We start from the raw sequence: 21,826 nt of genomic DNA, 5'->3' as shown, positions 1-21,826 counted from the left end.
AGGCCAGGAGGCCAGGCAGGCAGGTGGCGGTGGTGGTGGCCGCGGTGCCGCCCGGCCGGCGGCCGGTGCGGCGCTAAAGATCCAACAGGGGGTCCAGGCCGACGGTCAGGCCAGGCCGGGCCGAGATCTCGCGGACGGCCAGCAGGACGCCGGGCATGAAGGAGACTCGGTCGAGAGAGTCGTGCCGGATGGTCAGGGTCTCCCCCGAGCCGCCCAGGAGGACCTCCTGATGAGCCACCAGGCCGCCCAGACGGACCGCGTGCACGGGGATGCCGTCGACGGACGCGCCGCGGGCGCCGTCGAGCGCCGTCGTGGTGGCGTCGGGGCCGGCCGGGTCGAGACCCGCCTCGCGGCGGGCGGCGGCGATCAGCTCGGCGGTGCGCCGGGCGGTGCCGCTCGGCGCGTCGGCCTTGTTCGGGTGGTGCAGCTCGACGATCTCGACGGACTCGAAGAACCGGGCGGCCTGGGCKGCGAAACGCATCATGAGAACCGCGGCTATGCCGAAGTTCGGCGCCACCAGCACGCCGATCCCTGGATTCGCCGCGAGCCAGCCCCGCACGGTCGCGAGACGATCATCGTCGAACCCGGTGGTGCCGACCACCGCGTGCAGGCCGTTGTCGACGCACCAGCGCAGGTTGTCCATCACCGCGCCCGGGTGGGTGAAGTCGACGACCACCTCCGCCTTGCCGAGCGCCGAGCGGTCCTCATCGGCGTCGACAGCGGCTACGAGCGCCAGATCGTCGGCGGCCTCGACCGCCGCGCACACGGTCGCGCCCATCCGCCCGCGCGCCCCGAGCACACCCACATTGATCATTGACGGACCACCTGTCGCCCAGCGCGGGCGCATCCACGGGCCCGCCTCACTCCGTCAGCGTAGTGCGACCTGACGCCGACGCATCCGACCTTGGGTGCTTCAGGAGACCAGCGAGGCGAAGTCGTTGTCGTTCTTGAAGGGGCCGATGACGCCGAGGCCCCACGGCTGGGCGACGAGCTCGCCGGCGATCGCCTGGACGTCCTCGAGGGACACCGCGTCCACCCGCTCGAGCACCTGGTCGACGGAGAGCAGCTCGCCGTGGACCAGCTCACCCTTGCCAAGCCGGCTCATCCGCGAGCCGGTGTCCTCCAGCCCGAGGACGAGCGAGCCGCGGGTCTGGCCGCGGGCCCGGTCGAGCTCGGCCGGGGTGATGCCCTCCTGCGCGATCCGGCGGACCTCGTCGCGGCAGATCTCCAGCACCTCGCGGGCCCGCTTGGGCGTGCAGCCGGCGTACAGGCCGAACAGCCCGGCGTCGGCGAAGTGCGAGGCGAACGAGTAGACGGAGTAGGCGAGCCCCCGCTTCTCGCGCACCTCCTGGAACAGCCTTGAGCTCATGCCGCCGCCGAGCGCGGTCGAGAGCAGGCCGAGGGCGAACCGGCGCGGGTCGCGCCGGGACATCCCCGCGGTGCCGAGCACGACGTTGGCCTGCTCGGTCGGCCGGCGCGAGACCAGCAGGCCGGGCTTGCCCGGGTAGCCGTAGGCCCCGGCGCGTGGCGCGGCGGCGTCCGCCGGGCCGGAGAGCCTGTCGGCGAACGCCTCGGCGACCATCGCGAGCGTCTGGTCGTGGTCGATGTTGCCGGCGACGGCGACCACGAGCGCCGGCGGGGCGTAGCGGGCGCGGTAGTAGTCGGCGATCGTGTCCCGGCCGAGCGACTCGATCGAGGCGATCGTGCCGAGCACCGGGCGGCCGAGCGACGACGAGCCGAGCACGGCCTCGGCGAAGACGTCGTGGACGACGTCGCCGGGGTCGTCCTCGTGCATGGCGATCTCCTCGAGGATCACGCCACGCTCGGCCTCGACGTCGTCCGCGGTGATCAGCGAGTTCGCGACCATGTCGCACACGACGTCGATGGCCATCGGCAGGTCCTCGTCGAGGACCCGCGCGTAGTAGCAGGTGTACTCCTTGGCGGTGAAGGCGTTGAGGTCGCCGCCGACCGCCTCGACCGAGGCGCTGATGGTCAGCGCGTCCCGGTTCGGGGTGCCCTTGAACAGCAGGTGCTCCAGGAAGTGCGAGCAGCCCGCCGTCGCCGGGTCCTCGTCACGCGAGCCGACACCGACCCAGATGCCGACCGCCGCGGAGCGAACGCCGGGGATGTGCTCGGTGAGCACCCGCAGGCCGCCGGGCAGCACCGTGCGCCGTACCGCGCCGGCCAGGAGCTGTTCGGTCGGCTGCCCGGAGAGCAGCGCCGCGGCCCGCGTCGGCGCGGCCTGGGTCGTGTCGGTCTGCGTCACAGCCTCTACCTTGATCACTCCGCTGGGTCCGGTGGGCCGTCCGCCCCTGCCGGCATGGGGATCATCCGTCGAGCGAGCCCGACACGAAAGCAAAGCTCCTCATCCCGGGGGGCATTCCGGGATGAGGGACGACGCGCCGCTCGTCACCGGCCCGCGGGTGCGGGCCGGTGACGAGCTGGCGCACCGTGGTGTGCCAGCCCGTCAGGCGTCGGCCGTGGCGTTCTCCTCGGCCGCGGGCGACAGGCTGATCTTGCCTCGGCTGTCGATCTCGGTGATCTCGACCTGAAGCTTCTGGCCGACGTTGAGCACGTCTTCGACCTTCTCGACCCGCTTGCCACCGGAGAGCTGCTTGAGCTTGCTGACGTGCAGCAGGCCGTCCTTGCCCGGGGTGAGCGACACGAAGGCGCCGAAGTTCGTGATCTTCACGATCGTGCCGAGGTAGCGCTCGCCGACCTCCGGCATCTGCGGGTTGGCGATCGCGTTGATGGCACTGCGCGCCGTCTCCGCCGACGTGCCGTCGGCCGCGCCGATGTAGATCGTGCCGTCGTCCTCGACGGTGATCTCGGCGCCGCTGTCGGCCTGGATCTGGTTGATCATCTTGCCCTTGGGCCCGATGACCTCGCCGATCTTGTCGACCGGGATCTTCACGGAGATGACCCGCGGGGCGTGCTCGGACATCTCGTCCGGCCCCTCGATGGCCTCGGCCATGACGTCGAGGATCGCGAACCGGGCGGCGCGGGCCTGCTGCAAGGCGCCAGCCAGCACGTTCGCCGGGATGCCGTCCAGCTTGGTGTCCAGCTGCAGCGCGGTGACGAAGTCCCGGGTGCCGGCGACCTTGAAGTCCATGTCGCCGTAGGCGTCCTCGGCCCCGAGAATGTCCGTCAGCGTGACGTAGCTCTCGCCCTCGTGGATGAGGCCCATCGCGATGCCGGCGACCGGCGCCCGCAGCGGCACACCGGCGTTGAGCAGCGACAGCGTGCTCGCGCACACCGAGCCCATCGACGTCGAGCCGTTGGAGCTGAGCGCCTCGGAGACCTGGCGGATCGCGTAGGGGAACTCCTCGCGGCTCGGCAGCACCGGCAGCAGCGCCCGCTCGGCGAGGGCGCCATGGCCGATCTCGCGTCGCTTCGGCGAGCCGACGCGACCGGTCTCACCGGTCGAGTACGGCGGGAAGTTGTAGTTGTGCATGTAGCGCTTGGTGCGCTCCGGGTTGAGCGTGTCGACGTTCTGCTCCATCCGGAGCATCGCCAGCGTGGTGACGCCCATGATCTGGGTCTCGCCACGCTCGAACAGCGCCGAGCCGTGCACCCGCGGCACGTAGTCGACCTCGGCCGACAGCGCCCGGATCTCGGTGGTGCTGCGGCCGTCGATGCGCAGGCCGTCCGCGACGACCCGCTGGCGGACCAGCTTCTTCGTCAGCGAGYGGTACGCCGCGYTGATCTCCTTCTCCCGGCCGTCGAACTGCGAGCCGACCTTCTCGACCGCGAGCGCCTTGACCCGGTCGAGCTCGCTCTCGCGCTCCTGCTTGCCGGCGATCCGCAGCGCCGCGGCGAGCTCGTCGCCCACGGCCGCGGACAGCACCTCGAGCACGTCGTCGCCGTAGTCCAGGAACACCGGGTACTCGCGGACCGGCTTGGCCGCCGAGGCGGCCAGCTCGCGCTGGGCGCGGCACAGCTCACGGATCGCGGGCTTGGCGGCCTCGAGGCCCGCCGCGACGATCTCCTCGGTCGGCGCCGGCGCGCCGCCCTCGATCAGCGCCACGGTGCCCGGCGTCGCCTCCGCCTCGACCATCATGATCGCGACGTCGGAGTCGTCCTCCAGGACCCGACCGGCGACGACCATGTCGAAGGTCGCGCGGGCGAGCTCGGAGTGCGTCGGGAACGCCACCCACTGGCCGTCGACGAAGCCGACCCGGGTCGCGCCGACCGGGCCGGTGAACGGCAGGCCGGCGAGCAGCGTCGACGCGCTGGCCGCGTTGATCGCGACCACGTCGTAGAGCGTTTCCGGGTCGAGCGCGAGCACGGTCTCGACGACCTGGATCTCGTTGCGCAGGCCCTTGGCGAACGACGGGCGCAGCGGCCGGTCGATCAGCCGGCAGGTCAGGATCGCGTCCTCGCTGGGCCGGCCCTCGCGGCGGAAGAACGAGCCGGGAATCCGCCCGGCCGCGTACATCCGCTCCTCGACGTCGACCGTCAGCGGGAAGAAGTCCAGGTTCTCCTTGGGCTGCTTGCTGACCGTGGTCGCGGACAGCACCATCGTGTCGCCCAGGTAGGCGACCACGGAGCCGGCGGCCTGCTTGGCCAGCCGGCCGGTCTCGAACCGGATCGTCCGGGTGCCCAGGGGGGTGGTGACGACCGCCTCGGTCGCCGTTGTCGAGTCATCCATCTGTTGCTCCTCCATCCTCTTGACCCGACCGGGACGAGGCGAGGGGATGCCGGTGCTCAGTCGTGGCCTCCGGGGTGGCGCCGCCTCGCCGGACCGCGAGGTCTGGCCTGCCCGGGGGTCACGACCGAGGACCGGCGACTCGCGCCGCCAGGACCCGGTCAGGTCCTCCGCCGCGCCGAGGGACCCTCCCTCGACGCCGCTATGCATTTCTCACGTTCCGACCGCTCTCCGGAACGAGACCGAGCCGAGTCCCAGGCCCCGGACGATCCGTGTCAGMGGATCGCACCGTTCGCCGAGTCCCGGGTCCCGGGTTCCCCCGGTGATCCGCGCCAGCGGATCACATCGGGGGTCCGGGGGTCGCCCCCCGGGGCAACGTCGCGGGCAACGGGGAAGCCGCCCGAAGGCGGCGACCAGATTTGTCCACCACGTGCCAGAGGGAGCGGCCCATGGCCACTCCCTCTGCCAGCTACCGGCGCAGACCCAGTCTTTCGATCAGGGCTCGGTACCGGCTGATGTCCGTCTTCTGCAGGTAGTTCAGCAGCCGCCGACGCCGTCCGACCAGCAGGAGCAGGCCGCGGCGGCTGTGGTGGTCGTGCTTGTGCATCTTCAGGTGCTCGGTCAGGTCACTGATCCGCCGGGTCAGCATCGCGACCTGGACCTCGGGTGAGCCGGTGTCGTGCTCGACCGTCGCGTACTCGGTCATGATCTTCTGCTTCACGTCGCTGGAAAGCGGCACGATCCACCTTCATCTGTCATGCGGGGTGGTGCGCTCGGGGTCTCAGTCACCCGAGCAAAGTGGAGTTCCAAGTGCTGTGGGCCCTCTTGGGGTCCCTCGTGCTAAAGATCCCGGTGTGAGATCCCAGTGCGAGGCCCCCGCGAGGAGTCCCCAGTGCTGGGAACACACCACTCCCGTCTTGACTACGCAGCCTATCAACTCCGGGGAACCGACCTGCTACCGAGCTGCCTCGCGGAGCCCGGCCGCCGCGTGAAGCCCGGTTCCCCACGGAGCCCGGCTTCCCCGCCGGGTCAGGTGGAGGTGGTCGCGGTGCGGGTGGCCTCCACGTCCAGGGCCATCTGGCGGACGAGCTCCTCGACCGAGTCGAACCGCAGCGTCGGGCGCAGCCGGGCGACGAACTCGAAGGCCATGTACTCGCCGTACAGATCGCCGTCGAAGTCGAGCAGGAAGGCCTCCACCCGCCGCTCACGGCCGGCGAACGTCGGGTTCGTCCCGATCGAGATCGCGGCCGGCTGACGCCGGCCCTGCCAGCAGGCGAACCCGGCGTACACGCCGTCGGCTGGGATGGCCGCCCATGGCGTCACCCGCAGGTTCGCCGTCGGGTAGCCGATCGTGCGCCCGCGCGCGTCCCCGTGCACGACGACGCCCTCGACGCGGTGCAGCCGGCCCAGGCCGTGGGCGGCACCGGCCACGTCACCCTCGGCGACCTGCGCGCGGATGTGGGTCGAGGACACCACCACCTCGCCCCTGGGCTCGTCGTCACTCAGCAGCGACATGCCCTCGACCTCGAATCCGAGCTCGGCGCCGGCGTGGACGAGGGTGTCCACCCTGCCGGCGGCGCGGTGGCCGTACGTGAAGTTCCGGCCGACGACCACCACCCTGGCGCGCAGCGTCTCGGCGAGGATCTTCGCGGCGAACTCGTCCGCGGTGAACTCGCTGAACTCCAGGGTGAACGGCTGGACGCACAGCGCGTCGACGCCGATGGCCCCGAGCAGCTCGGCCTTGAACTCCAGGGTGGTCAGCAGCGCGGGATGGCTGCCCGGGCGCACGACCTCGGCGGGGTGCGGGTCGAAGGTGAGCACCAGCGACGGCACGCCCAGCGCCCTGGCTCGCTCGACGGCGAGGCCGATGATCTTACGGTGTCCCACATGCACGCCGTCGAAGAAGCCGATCGTGACAACGCCACCACGCCAGTCGACGGGTGTGTTGTCCAGCCCTCGCCACCACCGCACGTCCGAAGCCTAGGGCATGCTCGCCACAAGCCTCCGCGGGTGGGACGAACGCCATGATCATCATCTGTCGTCACCGAGATGGTCCACCACACTGGCGGCCCCGCCGCTCAGCGCCGTCCCGGTCAAGGTCGACACGTAGCCTCACAGCGCCGCGAGCAAGATCGCAAGATCGCAAGATCTGTATCGAAATCCGAACTCCGGGCCCTCTCCAGTTCGGATTTGCGTACAGATCTGGCGATCTTGAACAGATGTGGCCGGGGACCGTGCTCGGTCAGACGAGGGTGGTCCGCCGGGGCGGCTGGCAGACGTTCAAGGACGGCGACGAGATCGTCATATCGCAGGAGGTCCGCATCGGGGAGCGCCACGGGGACGGGATGACGGTCGACGCCCTCAGGAGAGGAGGCGTCACCCTCGACGAGGGCGGCTACCTCTGGCGCGGCGAACCGCGCATCTGGGACAACCAGGTCCTCATGGGCTGGTACGCGGCCGACGACGGCTCCGTCCGCTCCAAAGGGACCATGTACTTCGTCCTCCACCCGCACGGGATCCACCTGACCGGCCGAGYCTGCGTCACCTGGCAACACGGTCGAGGTCGGGACGACGCGTGCCGCCTGCCTGTCTACGTGCCAGTACGCTCCCGTCGTGCCTACAGGTGATCTCCCAGGCGCAGGCCGGCATGTCTGGCCTGAAGAGAATGGTGAGATGGTCTCCTCGACACGCAGGCTCGGCGATGTCTGCGAAATAATCATGGGCCAGGCCCCCCGGAGAGACGCCTACAATACGGAATTCGAGGGCTGGCCGCTGATCGCTGGCCCCGGCGATTTCGGGCTCGTCCGTCCAGCGCCGAAAAAGTTCACAAGGAAGGCGCCGAAGATCTCGAGGCCCGGCGATGTGATCGTCGGAGTTCGAGCGTCGATCGGGTCCAAGGTTCTGGCCGACGGCGAGTACTGCATTGGACGGGGTGTGGCCGCCCTACGGCCGCTCCCTGGCCTCCACTCCCGCTTTCTCTGGCACTGGCTCGGCCATAACGTGGCGATACTGGCCAGCAAAGGAAGAGGGGCCACGTTCAAGCAGGTAAGTCGGGAAGACATAGGCGAGCTGGAGATATCCCTGCCCTCGGTCCAAGAGCAGACCCGGCGCGCGAGGATACTCGATCATGGGGAAATGCTGTTGGCGTGGCGGCGGGAGGCGCTGACTCTCTTCGACGACCTCGCGGTGTCAACCTTCGTCGACATGTTCGGTGACCCGGCGTCAAACCCGCACGATTGGGGCTCGTCGACCGTCGAGCAGGTCGCGGAGCAGGTGACCGACGGGGAGCACCGCACTCCGCGCAKAGAAGCGGGCGGAATCAAGCTGCTGTCCGCCCGTAACGTCCGAGACGGGTACATCGACTTCGCGAATGTCGACCACATCGGGCCCGAGGAGCACGCGCGAATCAGGCGGCGCTGCGATCCCCGCCGAGGGGATATCTTGATATCCTGCTCGGGAACCATCGGCCGAGTAGCTCCGGTGGAGACAGACGAACCCTTCTCCCTCGTTCGTAGCGCGGCACTGGTGAGACCGAGGATGTCTCTCGTCACGACGGACTACCTCGCCGGCTATCTCCGGACTCCGGCACTCAGGGCCCGCATGCTGCAAGCGGCGCGGTCATCAAGTCACGCGAATCTCTTTCAGGGCCCGCTGAGAAATATTCCCGTTCTTTGCCCGCCCCTCGAACTACAGGTGGAGTTCGGGCCGAGGATTCGAAGCATCGCACGCCTGCGAGCCGCTCACGTCGCCCATCTAGCCGGGCTCGAGGATCTCTTTTCCTCGCTTCGGCACCGCGCATTCGAGGGCAGGCTGTAGAAAAGAACTTCTCCAGCTCGCCTCCAACCACCCTCTGGGATCCATGCAAGATAGGGGGACAGCGTCAGGCCGGCCCCGCCTGCCCACCACCGCGAGCTGCGCGGTCTCCCCGTCCAGCCACTCACGAGCACCGCCGACGGTTGAAGCGATCACCCGACTACTCTCCTCGACCACGCCAGACCATCCGGGTCGCCCCCACCCCGCCGACCGAAGGACCGGCCGGGCGTCGGYCATGGCTTCAACCCGCGCAACGGCAGGGCAGTAGGGCGGACCCCAGGTAGTCGATCATCGCAAGCCAACATCGACAACACAGAGCAGACGGTTCACGATCATCCACGCCATGACTTGAGGGATTGAGGTTGGCGTGCCGTAACTAGTCAGTTCTCTTGATTGGCCGCTGTTGTCGCAGGTCAGGTCGTTTGGGTGACGATCGCTGTGGGCGTGGGGTGCTCGCGGTGGGTGGCTGGTCCATACGCTGCTGGTGTGTCGCCTGTCGATCCGCCCGCGCCGTCGTCTGACGAGCTCGCGGTGCTGGTCGTGGCGCAGGCCGGGCAGATYGCCGAGCTTCGGGCCGCGTTGGAGCGGGCGAACGCCCAGATCGCGGAGCTGAAGGCCCAGCTGGGGAAGAACTCACGGAACTCCTCGAAGCCGCCGAGCTCGGACGGGCTGGCCAAGCCCGAGCCGAAGTCGCTGCGGACGAGGACCGGGCGGAAGCCCGGTGGGCAGGACGGGCACGAGGGCTCGACGCTCAGGCTGGTCGACGACCCGGCCCGGACGGTCATCCACGAGCCCGCGGTATGCCGGGGCTGTGGGGATCCGCTGCTGCTCGCGCCGGTCACCGGGGTGGAGCGCCGGCAGGTCGTGGACCTGCCGCCGGTGGCCCCGGAGGTCGTCGAGCACCGGCTCGTCGAGCGGGAGTGCGCCTGCTGCGGTGTCCGGACGCGGGCGGCGGCGCCGGCCGGGGTGGCGGCCTCGGCCCAGTACGGGCCGGGGGTCGAGGCGCTGGTCCTCTACCTGTATGGCGGGCAGTTCCTGGCGAGGGACCGGGCGGCGGTCACGATGGCCGAGCTGTTCGGGGTCCGGCTCTCGCCGGGGACAGTCGCCGCGATGCTCGCCCGCGCCGCGGGCCGCCTCGAGACCGAGTTCCTGCCCCAGGTCCGTGACCAGCTGGCCGCCGCCGATGTGGTCGGGGTCGACGAGACCGGGCTGCGGGTCGCCGCCAAGCTGCACTGGGTGCACTGCGCGCRCACCGAGAAGCTCACCCTGGTCGTCTGTCATCCCCGCCGGGGCCGCGACGGCATCGACTTCCTCGGGGTGCTGCCCGGATTCACCGGGGTCGTGGTGCACGACTGCTGGGCGCCGTATGACGCGTTCACCGACGCCGACCACCAGCTCTGCTGCGCGCACGCCATCCGGGAACTGCTCGCGGTGACCGAGAAGGCCACCGGTGAGGCGTGGTGCTGGGCCGGCCAGGCCCGCGACGCCCTCGTCGACCTGCAGCGCCACGCCCTCGATGCCCACGCCGCCGGYGCGGCCGCGGTCGACTCCGCCGCTATGGCCGAGCCGCTGCGCCGGTTCCGCCACGCCGTCCAGATCGGGATCAGCCAGACCGGGCCGCGCTCGACGAAGCCGATGCGCACCGAGAACGCCCTGGCCCGCCGCCTCGCCGACCGGGAGACCGACTACCTGCGCTTCCTCACCGACCTGACAGTCCCACCCGATAACAATGGCTCGGAGCGCGACATCAGGATGGTCAAGCTCCGCCAGAAGATCTCCGGCTGCCTGCGCAGCCTCACCGGAGCCAGACAGTTCCGCGCCCTACGCAGCTACCTCTCCACCACCCGCAAGAACGGGATCGCGATGCTCGACGCGCTGCGCCGCCTCGCCGAGGGCCACCCCTGGCTACCCACCGAACAGGTTCCCACCAACGCCGCCGCTTAACTCAAAGTCACTGCCAGCCGGTCACCTGCTGACCAGTAACGGCGTGCCTACGTGCCGGTAGGCTCCCTTCGTGCTTACAGGTGATCTACGAAGCAAGATCGATCGGGTCTGGGACGCGTTCTGGTCCGGCGGGATCTCCAACCCGCTGGAGGTCATCGAGCAGATCACCTACCTGATGTTCATCCGCCGGCTCGACGACCTGGAGACCGGCAAGGAGAACCGGGCGAAGCGCACCACGCGGCCCGCGGAGAACCTGCTGTACACGGCGCAGACGCAGGAGCTGCGCTGGAAGAACCTCAAGGCGCAGGGCAGCCCAGAGGTGACGTTCGCGCTGGTCCGGGACGAGATCTTCCCCTGGCTGCGCCAGCTCGGCGGCGAGGGGTCGACTTACGCGCTGCACATGCGCGACGCCCGGTTCACGATCCCGACAGCAAACCTGCTGAGCAAGGTCATCGACATGCTCGACGAGGTCCTCAGTGACCAGCAGCTGTTCGACGAGCGCGACACCAAGGGCGACCTCTATGAGTACATGCTCAGCAAGATCGCCACTGCGGGCCAGAACGGCCAGTTCCGCACGCCACGGCACATCATCGAGCTGATGGTGGCGATGACGGCCCCCGGGCCCGGCGACACGATCTGCGACCCGGCCTGTGRCACCGCGGGCTTCCTCGTCGCAAGCGCGGCCTATCTGGAGCGGACCCACGGCGACGCGCTGCTCGACCCGGCCACACGTCAGCACTACGACCACGAGATGTTCCACGGCTTCGACTTCGACGGAACGATGCTGCGGATCKGCAGCATGAACATGCTGCTGCACGAGGTCGAGCAGCCCGACATCCGCTACCGTGACTCGCTCGCCCAGAACGTCGCGAGCGAGGCCGGCAAGTACTCGTTGATCCTCGCCAACCCGCCCTTCGCCGGCAGCCTCGACAATGAGACGACCGCCAAGGACCTGCTCGCCGTCGTCAAGACCAAGAAGACCGAGCTACTGTTCTTGACCCTGTTCCTGCGGCTACTCAAGCCCGGCGGCCGGGCGGCGGTCATCGTGCCGGACGGCGTGCTCTTCGGCTCATCCAAGGCACACAAGGACCTGCGAAAGATCCTCGTCGAGGAGCACAAACTCGACGCGGTGGTGAAGTTGCCCGGCGGTGTCTTCAAGCCGTACGCCGGGGTCTCGACCGCGATCCTGTTTTTCACCCGGACGGACAGCGGCGGCACCGACGACGTCTGGTTCTACGAGGTGACCGCCGACGGCTGGAGCCTCGACGACAAGCGCGCCCCGCTGCTCCCGGACGAGAAGCTCGGCGCGCTTCCCACCGTCCCGCTCGACGAGGTCGAGCACGGCAAGAACAACCTGCCCGACGCGCTCCAGCGCTGGGGCAAGCGGATGGGCAGCGAACGCAAGCGTGCCCGCACCGACCAAAGCTTCTGCGTGCCTAAGTCCGACCTCGCCGCCAACGGCTACGATCTCAGCCTTAACCGCTACAAGGAAATCGTCCACGCCGAGGTCGAGCACCGTTCCCCATTGGCGATCCTAGAGGACCTGGAACGCGTGGAGTCCGAGATCCAGCAGGGTATGTCTGAACTGAAGGGTCTTTTGGCGTGACCGGTTCCAAGCTCGGCGAAGTAGCTGCTTTTGTGCGTGGGATCACCTTCAAGCCTACGGACGTCGTCGAACCGGGCACTCCCGGGACGGTTTACTGTATGCGCACTAAGAACGTGCAGGCAGAGCTGGACCTAAGTGACGTGTGGGCAGTCGGCTCCGAACACGTAAAGCGAGAGAACCAGTTTCTGCGTGACGGCGACATCCTMGTTTCCAGCGCCAACAGTTGGAATCTTGTCGGCAAGTGCTGCTGGGTTCCCGAACTGGCCGCAAAGGCCACCTTTGGYGGCTTCATTTCGGTCCTGCGCGCCGATATTTCCAAAGTCCATCCAAGGTACCTCTATCACTGGTTCGGGTCCAGCAACATCCAGGCCACGGTGCGCAGTTTTGGCCGACAGACCACCAACATCTCGAACCTCGACTTCACACGTTGCCTCGACCTCGACCTACCTCTGCCCCCGCTCGACGAGCAAACTCGTCTCGTAGGAATCATCGATAAGGCAAAAGCACTGCGGGCACAGAGGCGCGAAGCGATCGCCCGGCTCGACGAACTTGCCCAGTCAATCTTCCTTGAGCTGTTCGGCGAACCAATGAGGAATCTTCGCGACTGGCAGATGGHGCGTGTTTCCGACGGGGGAACCGTCCAGCTAGGACGCCAGAGGGCACCGAAGTATCAGACCGGAGCTTACCCGCACCTCTACGTGAGGGTAGCCAACGTTTTTGAAGATAAGATCGACATCTCGGACGTACTTACCATGGACTTCAACCAGTCCGACTATGCCAATTACCGTCTACACTATGGCGATATTCTCTTGAATGAAGGGCAAAGCACAGAACTCGTAGGGCGTCCTGCGATGTGGCGCGACGACCTTCCGCACTGCTGTTTTCAGAACACGCTGCTACGATTTCAGGCAAACGAAAGAATTATTCAACCAAGATATGCGCTTGGCGTATTCATTCGATACTTCAGGACCGGCGAGTTCGCTCGGATCAGCAGCAAGACATMGAGCGTCGCGCATCTTGGCGCTGGCCGCTTCGCAAATATGCCATTCCCAATCCCTCCCCTCGACCTTCAGCGAGAGTACGCAGAACGCATGGAGTCGATCGACCGCCTGCGGAGCCGCCACTCGGCCCACTCGCGGTCCCTCGACACGCTCTTCGCATCCCTCCAGCACAGGGCCTTCCGCGGTGAGCTGTAGGATAGCGCTCATTTAGCGCTATCCGGGGGTGGGCGTGGGGAACTTCGGGTTTCTGCAGGCGGAGTGGCCGGAGCTGTGCAAGGAGGCGGGGCAGGCCGAGCGGAACGCGCTGGTGGACCCGCGGGCGGCCTGCTTCTATGCGCGGCGAACGCTTGAGCTGGCGATTCACTGGCTGTACGACGTCGACACGTCGTTGAAGCCGCCGTACAAGGACCAGCTGGCCGCGATGATCGCCGAGCCTACGATGGTGACTCTGGTCGGGCAGACGCGGCGGATCAAGATGGACGCGATCCGCAAGCAGGGCAATGTGGCCGTCCACCACAAGACGCCGGTGGCCGAGAACGATGCCCTCCGGTCGCTGACCGAGCTGTTCCACGTCCTGTACTGGATCGCCCGCACCTACACCCGCGACCAGGCGAATCTGCCGGCCGACGGGCTGACCTTCGACCGGAACCTGGTCCCCCGCMCGGTCGACGTCCGCCAGCAGACGATGGCCGCGCTGAAGAAGCAGGAGCAGCAGTTCCTCGCCCAACAGGCCGCGCAGGCGGCGAAGCTGGCCGAGGCGCGGGAGCGCAATGCCCAGCTCGCTGCCAAGATCGAGCAGCTGCGTGCCGAACTCGCCCTGGCCAAGGCGGCGAACACGGCCCGGCCGGACACCCACGACTACAACGAGGCCGACACCCGGGCGTACATCATCGACCTGCTGCTCAAGGAGGCCGGCTGGCCGCTCGACCAGGCGCAGGATCGCGAGTTCCCCGTCACCGGGATGCCCGTCACCGCCAGCAACAAGAGCGGCAACGGCAAGGTCGACTACGTGCTGTGGGACGACGACGGCAAGCCCCTCGCGCTCGTCGAGGCCAAGCGGACCACCAAGGACGCGATCACCGGCCAGCACCAGGCGAAGCTGTACGCCGACCGCCTGGCGGCCGCCCACGGCCAACGCCCGGTCATCTTCTACACGAATGGCTATACGACCTGGCTGTGGGACGACTATCCCGCCGCCGGCTACGCACCGCACGAGGTCCAGGGCTTCTACACCAAGGACGAGCTGCGCCTGCTCGTCCTGCGGCGGGTGATGCGCAGGCCGCTGGCCGCCGAGTCGATCAACGACGACATCGTGAACCGGGCGTACCAGTCACGGGCGATCCGCCGGATCGGCGAGGCGTTCGAGGAGAAGCAGCGCGGCGCGTTGTTGGTCATGGCGACCGGCTCCGGCAAGACCCGCACAGTGGTCGCCCTGGTGGACCAGCTCGCCCGGGCCAACTGGGTGAAGCGGGTGCTCTTCCTCGCCGACCGGCAGGCGCTCGTCAGGCAGGCCACGAATGCCTTCAAGGCGCACCTGCCGGGCATGCCGGTCGTCAACCTGCTGGAAGAGAAGAACGAGACCGCCCAGGTCTACGTCAGCACCTACCCGACGATGATGAATCTGATCGACGAGGTGGATGCCGGCGGGCGGCGCCGGTTCGGCCCCGGTTACTTCGACCTGGTGGTCGTCGACGAGGCGCACCGGTCGATCTTCCAGAAGTACCGGTCGATCTTCGACTACTTCGACTCCCTGATCGTCGGCCTGACCGCCACCCCACGCGGCGAGATCCACCGCAACACCTACGAGCTGTTCGGACTTGAAGACCGGGTGCCTACAGATACCTACGAGCTCACGGAGGCCGTCAAGGACAGCTACCTCGTGCCRCCGCGGGCCGTCGATGTGCCGCTGAAGTTCCAGCGCCACGGCATCCGCTACGACGAGCTGTCCGAGGACGACAAGGAGAGGTGGGACGCCGCCGAGTGGAACGAGGACGGCTCCGTCCCGGACGAGGTGCGCTCCGACGAGCTCAACACGTTCCTGTTCAACGCGGACACCGTCGACAAGGCCCTTGAGGTCCTGATGACGCGGGGCCTGCGGGTCGCGGCCGGCGACCGCCTGGGCAAGACGATCATCTTCGCGAAGAACCAGGCCCACGCGAGCTTCATCGCCGAGCGGTTCGACAAGAACTACCCCGACTACCAGGGCGAGTTCGCCCGGGTGATCACCTACCAGACGTCCTACGCCCAGGACCTGATCGACAAGTTCTCCGAGCCGGAGAAAACGCCGCACATCGCGATCTCGGTCGACATGCTCGACACCGGCATCGACGTGCCCGAGGTCGTCAACCTGGTGTTCTTCAAGCTGATCCGCTCGAAGATCAAGTTCACCCAGATGATCGGCCGGGGCACCCGGCTGCGCGCGGACCTGTTCGGCCCGGGCCGTGACAAGAACGAGTTCCTCGTCTTCGACCTCTGCCAGAACGTCGAGTACTTCAACCAGAACATGGCCACCGAGGAGCGCACGCCGCCGCCCTCGCTCGGCCAGCGCATCTTCCAGCGCCGCGCCGACCTGTTGCTGCATCTGGACGACCAACTCGCCCAGGCCGGCACAGCTCCCGACAGCACCGGGCCACCCCCGACAGACCCCAGCGCCAGTAACCCCGATGACGCGGTCGGCAGCGAGGCCGAGGTGCGGGCAGATCTCGCCCGCCGGCTGCGCGACCAGGTAACCGGGATGAACCCGGAGAACTTCCTGGTCCGCCCGCACCGCGAGCAGGTCGACACCTACTCCGCTGCCAGCAGCTGGAAGAAGATCACCCCGGCGGAGCACGGCGACCTGGAGAAGCTGGCCGGACTGCCAAGCGCCTACCAGGACGACCCGGCCGGGGAGGAGGCCAAGCGCTTCGACCTGTTGATCCTGCGCCTCCAGCTGGCCTGCCTCAGCGCGGAGGCCGGTTTCGCCACGATGCGCGCGCGGGTCCAGGAGATCGCCGCCGCGCTGCTCACCCAGACCACCATCCCCGCGGTCCGCGACCAGGCCGAGCTCCTTGACGAGCTGACCACGGATACCTGGTGGCAGGACGTCACCCTGCCGATGCTGGAGAACGTCCGCCACCGGGTGCGTACCCTCGTCCGGCTGATCGAGAAGTCCAAGCGCAACATCGTCTACACCGACTTCGAGGACGACCTTGGGGAGATCGGCGAGCTGACCCTCACCTGGCAGCCGTTCGGGGACGACTTCGAAAAGAAGATCCGTACCTACCTGCGCAGCCACGAGGACCAGCTCGCCATCCAGAAGCTGCGCCGTGCCCGCCAGATCACGACAGTCGACCTCGACGAGCTGGAGAAGGTCTTCCTCGAGACCGGCCTCGGCAAAGAAGAGGACATCGACCAGGCCAAGGCCAAGCACCATGGTCTCGGCCTGTTCCTGCGTTCGCTCACCGGCCTCGACCGCGAAGCAGCCACCCGGGCGTTCGACCGCTTCCAGGCAGGCCGCACCCTGACCGCCAACCAGCTTCACTTCCTCGGAAAGATCGTCGAGGTCCTCACGGCTCGTGGCCTCCTTGACGTCGGCGACCTCTACGAACCCCCGTTCCGGCAGCTCTCGCCCAGCGGGCCGGAGAGGCTCTTCACGGAGTCCGACATCGACACGCTCGACACGATCTTCGAGGAGATCCGAGGCACCGCGACTCCACAGTCGGAGGCGGTCTAGGCCAGCCGCCCCACCAACGACGAAACGCGACCCTAGCCGGGGACGAAGACGACCAGGCAGCGGCACTCGCGACCGTGGTGCTCGGCCAGCGCCAGCACCGCATCGTCCGGCAGTCCGGGTGAGGCGTCCCGATCGTTGCGAGGCCGTTCACACCCGTGGACGCATCCGGGGGCGCCGTCCCTACGGAGGGTTTCGCGCACCGACTGACACCCCGTGTCGGGGTATCGCATGGCGCTAAGATCATGAGCTGGACGAAGATCGGCCACCCGACGGACCCTGGGGATGCCATGGAGCCACGGCTGAAGCCGCTGAATGCGCTGGTCAGCCTGACAATGCGCGGTGACGTCAACCCGGCTGTGCTCGCCGATGCTGGCTTTGAGCTGGCGGGACTCGAGGTTCCGGCACGGGGCGGCGGGGAGAGACCTCAGACGGTCGTCGTCGATGCGGTACTCCACCGCCCACGGGACAGCCTGATCGTTGCTTGTGAGTGCAAGAGTGGCGCAAACGTGGAGGCGCCGCAAGCAGGCGGGTATGCGGCTCTTCGAGCCGAAGACGTGGTTCTGAGCGCGAGCATCACCCTRCGGTCGACGGCGTCACCGCGTCTGGAAGTCCTGTACGTCGCGCTKGACGAACACGTGGGGCGCATCAGGCAGGGCCTAGCGGCAGTTGACGTCGACTGTCCCGTCCTTGGAGTCGGCGACCATATGTTGACTCTTCACCGCGCTACGGCCAAAAACGGCGAGTTTGAGAACTCCTGGCCCGATCGTTCGCCACGGCTTCACGCTCCGCTGGCCGCGCATATTCCTTTCGACGAGAACTCGCCAATGAGCGATGTGAAGAAGGTGGTGGCCTCGGTACTGGTCCAGGCAATGGCGCGCCGGGTTCCCTATGTTTCGGTCGAATGGATCTGCGGCGAGGCTGCCCCACACTGGGTGATTTATGGAAAGCAACGCAAAGCAGCCCTGCTTGGTATGATCGGCAGGGCTTGCCGGTCTCTTGGTGAGGACGAGTTCAGGGGGCAGGTTCTTTACGAGCCCCGGAGTGAGCGCCGGCAGGAGTCGTTGGTCAGGATCCTGGCAACGCCGGAAGATCTGGATCCGCGGGGCAGGACCCAGCGCTACCAGGCGATCGCGCGGGCTGCGGGGCGGTCACGGGCCGGTTCCACCGGGCTGGTCATCGAGGGGCAGTACGACCTGTTTGACCAGTTGGGTGAGGCCGAGGTTGAGGACGAGGTCGGGGAGGGGGAGATCGACGAGTGAACAGGGCGGATCTGTCGGAGCGCCTGTCGATGAGTGGTACGGCGCCGACCAAGACCTACGTCGTGGAGGCCCACGCGGACGACCCGGCGCCGGTTCTCGCGCGGCTTGAGGGCGTGTCGTCGGTCCGGCCGACTGACGATGTCTATCTGTTCGAGGTGGCGACGGGCTTCGGCGATCTGTGGGTAGACACGCTTGATCGGCGATTCTGGCGTTTCCACACCGACGCGAGTGTGGCCGAGTCGAACCGGTTCCTGCGGCGCAACATCGAGGCGCGCCGCGATCTGGACTGGATCTGGCTTTCGTCCGGCCAGTTGCGGTCGGTGTGGCCGCAGGCGCGCCGCAAGGCAGTCCTCACCGACTTCCGGAGCGGCCGGCTGACCTCGGGCGTCTCACCGGCGTCGACGCTGCGACTGCAGTTGAAGGGGGATGCCGCCGACGCGATCACCGACCTGATCTCTTCGGATCCGCGCTACCGCTCGGCGCTGGCATTCGACCGGATCCAGATCCACGCCGACGAGCCTGAATACGGGACGGTCGAAGAAGTGATCTCCCGGCGGGGGAAGTTCCTGGTCTCAGGCGACTCGTTCGAGCTCCACTCCGCGATCGTGTCGTCCGTGGTCGACCGCTACCGGGCATTCGTCGAGGCTTGTGAGGGCCGTGGGATGCGCTGGTCGGGTCTCGGGGACGAGGGCGGGGGGCGGTTGTCCGGATCGGTGATCTCGCTGAATTTCGGTCGGCCGATCGAGGATCTCAGGGGCTGGATCGACGAGCTGGTGTCCAGCCGGGCGCCGTTCCGGCTCTGGGGTGTGCCTCGGTTTGAGGACGGAATCGCCGAGGTCGATGCGGTCGACCTTCACATCGGCCACCGGCTGCGCCTCGCCGTGGGTGAAGACTGGCTTCGTGTCTATCTACCTTCGGGTTCCTGCGGGAACACTGTGGCGCGCCTGATCGCGAACCTGCAACACCGGTTCGACGGGTCGCTGACTCTTGTGGACAACGAGTTGGAACACCTGAGGATCGCCTGACGGGCGATCGCAGAATCCAGCGCCCGGATTCGGAGCTGAGCGTCAACCCGCGGGGGCGAAGACGACCAGGTAGCGGGACTCGTGGCCGTGGTCTTCGGCGAGCGCGAGGGCAGTGCCGTCAGGGGCGAAGACGCCGTAAGGGCCGGCGATGCCGGCCGCCGGGAGGCGGCGGCCGTGGGCGACGGCGCTCACCTCGCTGGCGTCCACCCGCCTGCTGGGGAAGGCGGTCGCCACGGCGTCGGCGAGCGGGCTCACGGCCGCGGCGGCACGCTCGGCGAAGGCGTCCATGTCGAGCGCCTCCGTGACGGCGAACGGACCGACAGAGGTGCGCCGCAGCGCGGTCAGGTGACCGCCGCAGCCGAGTGCCGCCCCCAGGTCACGGGCGAGCGCCCGGATGTAGGTGCCGCTGGAGCAGGCGACCCGGACGGCGAGGTCGGTGCCGGCCGGGTCGGGCGCGCCGGTGGCGCGGTCGAGCCGCCCGCGCAGCTCGAAGGCGCTGACCGTGACCCGGCGCGCGGCGAGCACGACATCCTCGCCGGCGCGGACGCGGGCGTAGGCCCGTTTCCCGTCGACCTTCACGGCGCTGACGCTCGACGGGACCTGGTCGATGTCGCCGGTCAGCGCCGCCATGGCCGCGGCGAGCGCCTCGGGCGGGGCGTCCACGGGGCGCTCGTCGACCAGCTCGCCCTCGGCGTCGTCGGTGATCGTGGTGACGCCGAGGCGGATGACCGCCTCGTACTCCTTGCTGGTGAGCGCGAGATGCCCGAGCAGCTTCGTCGCGCGCCCGACGCCGAGCAGCAGGACACCGGTCGCCATCGGGTCGAGGGTGCCGGCGTGGCCGATCTTGCGCGTGCGCAGGATCCGCCGCGCCCTGGCGACGACGTCATGCGAGGTCCAGCCCGGTGGCTTGTCGAGGACGACCAGCCCATCAGGCACGACCGGGACGGCCTGGGACGCCGCCAAGCGGGAGGGCTCGGCCGCGGCCGTCGTTGGCAAGGTCACCAGAGCTCCGTTCACAGCCAGGACCGGTTCGATGGTCGATCTTTTCATCTAGTCAGGCGAGGGGCCCCCGCCGATCCGCCCGCCGCGTCGCGACAAGCCGCACGTACGGCCAGGCGCAAACCACTGCCCTGGCGGATCGGTGGGGAAGCTAGAGGTCGGACAGGCTCGTGACCCGGACCGTGCTCCAGCCCAGGGGGCCCAGGCCGCTGTGGCCCGAGACCAGACGCCGTACCTGGTTGAGGATCTCCCCGACGATCTCGCCGACGCGCCGCTCCTCGTCGGGCTGCCCGCCGTTCGGCCGGTTCTCGCCCGGCTCGTCCTCCCCGCGCCCGCCGGCGAGGAAGCCGGCCTTCTCCCGGTGACCGCCGCCGCCGAGCTCCGCGGCGAGGGCGCCAACGTCGATCGACCCCCGTGAGCGCAGCGAGACGGTCCACCCGCCACTGGGAAGCTCCTTGGCCACCGCGGCGAGATCCGCCTCCAGCACGCCCCACAGCACGTCGACCACGCCTTCGACGTGCTCGAGCCGCAGCCCGCGGCCAGCCAGGTCCGCGTGAGTGATGTAGGTCCACACCAGTTTGTGCCCCTCGGCGTCGGAGGACTCCGAGAGGCCGGCGCGGCCGAGCACGTCGGCGAGCAGGCTGAGGTAGCCGAACCGGTGGATGCCCCACACCGACCAACCGATCACGGTCGGATCGGCGCCGGCCTCCACCAGCCGCGCGGCGGCTCGGTGCGCCGCGGGGCCCGCCGTCGCCTGCCGGAACGAGCCGGTGTCGGTCGCGAGCCCGGCGTAGAGCGCGGTCGCGACGGCCGCGTCCAGCGGCAGCCCGAGCTGGTCGAGCAGATCGAGCACGACCGTCGACGTCGACGGCGCGTCCGGGTCGACGAGCCTGACCTGGCCGAACTCGGCGCTGGAGCGATGGTGGTCGACGACGAGGGTGCGCGGGGCGGTCGCCATCCGGGCCGCGAGCGCGCCCAGCATGTGCGGCGCGGCGGCGTCGAGCGTGATCACCAGGTCGAGCGCGCCCGGCAGGTCCGCGGGTGCGACCAGCAGCTCCTGCCCCGGCAGGAAGGCCAGCCCGTCCGCCACCCGGAACGGGTCGGCGTCGAACGAGACCACGGCGTCCACCCCGGCGCCCCGTAACGCCAGGCCCAGCGCGAGCGCCGAGCCCAGCGTGTCGGAGTCCGGGTTGACGTGGGCGAACAGCCCGACGGCCCAGCCGCCGGCGACGGCCTGCCGCAGCAGGCCGGCCGCGTCGGGGCTCATCGCCCGACGCCTCCCACGGGTCGTTCCTGGGCCGCCTCGTCTCCGAGGCCGTCGCCACCGTCCGCGAGGTCCTCGATCTCGTCGAGGTCGTCGATCTCGTCGAGGTCCTCGAGATCGTCATCCTCGATCACACGCGGGTGCCGGTACGGGTCGGCGTCGCCGGCCGGGCTCGCGCCCTCGCGCGCGGACGCGACCTGGGCGTCCCTGACCCTGGCGACCTCGAGCAGGTCGTTGAGGTGACGGGCGTCGTCGGGCAGCCGGTCGTGCACGAAGGTCAGCGTCGGCGTCGACTTCACGCCGGTCGCCTTACCCACCTGGGAACGCAGCAGGCCTTTCGCCGACTCCAGGGCCCGCGCCGACGCGGCACGGGCCTCGTCGTCGCCGTAGACCGTGTAGAAGACGGTCGCCTCCATCAGGTCCGGGGTCACCCGGGCGTCCGTGATGGTCACCATTCCCAGCCGGGGATCCTTGACGCCGCGCTCGAGGGCGGCAGCGACGACCTCCCGGATACGCACCGCCAGCCGACGCGCGCGGGCGGGGTCAGCCATCGTT

The 21,826-nt window shown here is 68.6% G+C and carries 16 protein-coding genes; 8 read left to right on the top strand and 8 right to left on the bottom strand.

The genetic code is table 11. The features are described from left to right. Positions 1-73 precede the first annotated feature (73 nt). The 5 genes from dapB to BL253_RS10535 form a co-directional block, all read right to left on the bottom strand. A complete protein-coding gene (gene dapB, locus BL253_RS10555; protein WP_076815905.1) occupies positions 74-814 on the bottom strand; it encodes a 4-hydroxy-tetrahydrodipicolinate reductase in 741 nt (246 codons plus the stop codon). A 99-nt stretch (positions 815-913) separates the two neighbouring features. Further along, positions 914-2,266, bottom strand: coding sequence for a M16 family metallopeptidase (locus BL253_RS10550; protein ID WP_241834687.1), 1,353 nt, complete (start codon positions 2,264-2,266; stop codon positions 914-916). A gap of 201 nt (positions 2,267-2,467) precedes the next feature. Then, positions 2,468-4,651: a polyribonucleotide nucleotidyltransferase gene (locus BL253_RS10545; RefSeq protein WP_076815902.1), complete on the bottom strand. Its 2,184-nt coding sequence runs from the start codon at positions 4,649-4,651 to the stop codon at positions 2,468-2,470. Between the two features lie 466 nt (positions 4,652-5,117). Beyond that, positions 5,118-5,387, bottom strand: a complete 270-nt coding sequence (rpsO, locus tag BL253_RS10540) for a 30S ribosomal protein S15 (protein WP_076815900.1) — start codon at positions 5,385-5,387, stop codon at positions 5,118-5,120. A 290-nt stretch (positions 5,388-5,677) separates the two neighbouring features. Next, positions 5,678-6,619 carry a bifunctional riboflavin kinase/FAD synthetase gene (locus BL253_RS10535; protein WP_076815899.1) on the bottom strand — a complete coding sequence of 314 codons (942 nt, stop codon included), beginning with the start codon at positions 6,617-6,619 and terminating at the stop codon, positions 5,678-5,680. Between the two features lie 263 nt (positions 6,620-6,882). Here BL253_RS10535 and BL253_RS10530 point away from each other — a divergent pair, with 263 nt between their 5' ends. The 8 genes from BL253_RS10530 to BL253_RS10490 all read left to right on the top strand — a co-directional run bounded on the left by BL253_RS10530 (position 6,883) and on the right by BL253_RS10490 (position 19,008). After that, positions 6,883-7,275, top strand: coding sequence for a hypothetical protein (locus BL253_RS10530; RefSeq protein ID WP_241834686.1), 393 nt, complete (start codon positions 6,883-6,885; stop codon positions 7,273-7,275). Positions 7,276-7,321: 46 nt separating this feature from the next. After that, positions 7,322-8,464 (top strand): restriction endonuclease subunit S, encoded by a 1,143-nt coding sequence (locus BL253_RS10525; protein ID WP_076815897.1) that lies wholly within the window; start codon positions 7,322-7,324, stop codon positions 8,462-8,464. Between the two features lie 483 nt (positions 8,465-8,947). Then, positions 8,948-10,405 (top strand): IS66 family transposase, encoded by a 1,458-nt coding sequence (gene tnpC / locus BL253_RS10520; protein ID WP_076815896.1) that lies wholly within the window; start codon positions 8,948-8,950, stop codon positions 10,403-10,405. 70 nt (positions 10,406-10,475) lie between these two features. Beyond that, positions 10,476-12,011, top strand: coding sequence for a type I restriction-modification system subunit M (locus BL253_RS10515; protein WP_076815894.1), 1,536 nt, complete (start codon positions 10,476-10,478; stop codon positions 12,009-12,011). Beyond that, positions 12,008-13,207, top strand: coding sequence for a restriction endonuclease subunit S domain-containing protein (locus tag BL253_RS41050; protein WP_076815891.1), 1,200 nt, complete (start codon positions 12,008-12,010; stop codon positions 13,205-13,207). Before BL253_RS10515 ends, BL253_RS41050 begins: the two co-directional genes overlap by 4 nt. A 34-nt stretch (positions 13,208-13,241) precedes the next feature. Further along, positions 13,242-16,724, top strand: coding sequence for a DEAD/DEAH box helicase family protein (locus BL253_RS10505; RefSeq protein ID WP_076816006.1), 3,483 nt, complete (start codon positions 13,242-13,244; stop codon positions 16,722-16,724). A gap of 242 nt (positions 16,725-16,966) precedes the next feature. After that, a complete protein-coding gene (locus tag BL253_RS41805; RefSeq protein WP_131831477.1) occupies positions 16,967-17,983 on the top strand; it encodes a hypothetical protein in 1,017 nt (338 codons plus the stop codon). Beyond that, entirely contained in the window at positions 17,980-19,008 is a 1,029-nt protein-coding gene (locus BL253_RS10490) for a hypothetical protein (RefSeq protein ID WP_076815886.1), read from the top strand. Before BL253_RS41805 ends, BL253_RS10490 begins: the two co-directional genes overlap by 4 nt. Positions 19,009-19,050: 42 nt before the next feature. On the opposite strand, the gene truB is transcribed toward BL253_RS10490, so the two are convergent. The 3 genes from truB to rbfA all read right to left on the bottom strand — a co-directional run bounded on the left by truB (position 19,051) and on the right by rbfA (position 21,822). Further along, entirely contained in the window at positions 19,051-20,010 is a 960-nt protein-coding gene (gene truB, locus BL253_RS10485; protein WP_241834685.1) for a tRNA pseudouridine(55) synthase TruB, read from the bottom strand. Positions 20,011-20,158: 148 nt separating this feature from the next. Next, complete coding sequence (locus BL253_RS10480; RefSeq protein WP_076815885.1) at positions 20,159-21,274, bottom strand: DHH family phosphoesterase; 1,116 nt, start codon at positions 21,272-21,274, stop codon at positions 20,159-20,161. Further along, positions 21,271-21,822 carry a 30S ribosome-binding factor RbfA gene (rbfA, locus tag BL253_RS10475; protein WP_076815883.1) on the bottom strand — a complete coding sequence of 184 codons (552 nt, stop codon included), beginning with the start codon at positions 21,820-21,822 and terminating at the stop codon, positions 21,271-21,273. The genes BL253_RS10480 and rbfA overlap by 4 nt, the downstream gene beginning before the upstream one ends. Positions 21,823-21,826 lie beyond the last annotated feature (4 nt).

It is taken from the genome of Pseudofrankia asymbiotica (assembly GCF_001983105.1).
Classification (GTDB): Bacteria; Actinomycetota; Actinomycetes; order Frankiales; family Frankiaceae; genus Pseudofrankia; species Pseudofrankia asymbiotica.
Note: the sequence above shows the minus strand (reverse complement) of the source record. Positions and strands in the feature narration are given on the sequence as shown.